Raw genomic sequence first — 1,463 nt, forward strand, 5'->3', positions numbered from 1 at the left:
TCTTACTGTGTCAATAAATCAGCATTGGACACTGAACAAAACGGACATCGCTGGAGCCGGCGCGTGATGTAGGCGGAGATACGCCAGCGCAACGTGGTGATCGAATCAGCCACGTGGCGCTGCGCGCGCTGGGGACCCGCGTGGCACGTAATCCGAGGGTAAGGCAAATGGGTCGCGGATCGCGGAGTTTTTTTTACTGTCGCCTTGAATGAGGCGTTGAGCAACAAGAAACCCATAGGCAGCAATACACAACGATGCATGGTGATGGAATCCACGCCAGCCACGGCCTTCGAAGTGTCCCAGGCCGAATTCCTGCTTGAGATCCTGATAATCCCGCTCGATACGCCAGCGCATCTTGGCAACATGAACCATGCGTTCGAGCGTCGTGTCTGGGGGCAAAGTCGAAAGCCAATATTTGAGTGGCTCCGGATCACCTTCGGGCCATTCGATCAGCAGCCATTCCTCATCGCGCAGTGTGGACCGCCAGTAATCGCGGTGTGAAGCACGCACGCGCACGGCGGCAAAGCGCGAACTGAGCGTGGCGCACGTGCCTTCGCGCCATATCACGTTGCGATAGCACGAGGCGTCGAGCGTCGATGCCAGATCCTTGACTCCAATCGGCTCATGTCCCGGCGCGCGCCGCAACAAGCTACGCGGCCGGCCCGATTTCCCCGCGGAGGGCTCAGGCGGTAGAGGAGCGGTGCCCGGCGCCCATACGCGCGTGTTCGAGCGAATCCCCACCGCATACTGCAGCCCGAGCTCGCTGACGGCCTCGCGAAACGACGTGTCGTCTCCATACCCTGCATCGGCCAAAACGACACCGTCGGGCGCGCCGCTTTGCCGTGCTTCGCGCAACTGCCCGGTCGCAATCGCCGGTTTGGTTGCAAACTCGATTTCCTCGGGCACGCCGGCTTTCTCTCGTCGAGCAGGATCGTCGCTCCATTCACGCGGCAGATACAGTCGATACGATGTCGGTAGGCTCGCGTCTTCCGTCGCCACCGATAGACTCACCGCAACTTGGCAGTTGTCCTGCTTGCCCAACTGGCCGCAGTATTGCCGCGCTACGCCGACCGAATGCTTGCCCTTCTTGGGAAAACCCGTGTCGTCAATGATCCAGTACAACCCGCCAGCGGGGTCCATGTGCGGCAGCACCCAGCGCCGCACTTGCTCGAGCAGCGCCGTATCGGACCATTCCGACTTCGCCACGAAATGGTGCAGCGACTGGTGTCGCGCGCTTACACGTTCCGGTTCCAGATGTGCCGCCAGCGGCTCGACGCTCTTGCGCCGAATTGGCAGCATCAGCCCTTGGCAATAGCCCCTCAATCCTGAGTCGCGATCGTTATGCCCAAGCGCCTCACACAAATGTTCCAGATACGCCTCGAATGACGTCTCCCAGTCCATCATTCCTCACGCCATGGATGAAGAAGTTTCTATAATGGCATGAATTTATTGACACAGTAAGA

The 1,463-nt window shown here is 59.7% G+C and carries 1 protein-coding gene; it reads right to left on the reverse strand.

What is annotated here, in order from left to right:
• Nucleotides 1-105: 105 nt before the first annotated feature.
• Nucleotides 106-1,401, reverse strand: a complete 1,296-nt coding sequence (locus ACV22W_RS33460) for an IS701 family transposase (RefSeq protein ID WP_448023810.1) — start codon at nucleotides 1,399-1,401, stop codon at nucleotides 106-108.
• Between the last annotated feature and the right edge of the window lie 62 nt (nucleotides 1,402-1,463).

The sequence above is a fragment of the Burkholderia sp. AW49-1 genome (assembly GCF_053427845.1).

Bases quoted from the DNA above. Each gene is read 5' to 3' on its own strand.
- ACV22W_RS33460 (WP_448023810.1), bottom strand. From the start codon at position 1,401: ATGGACTGGGAGACGTCATTCGAGGCGTATCTGGAACATTTGTGTGAG.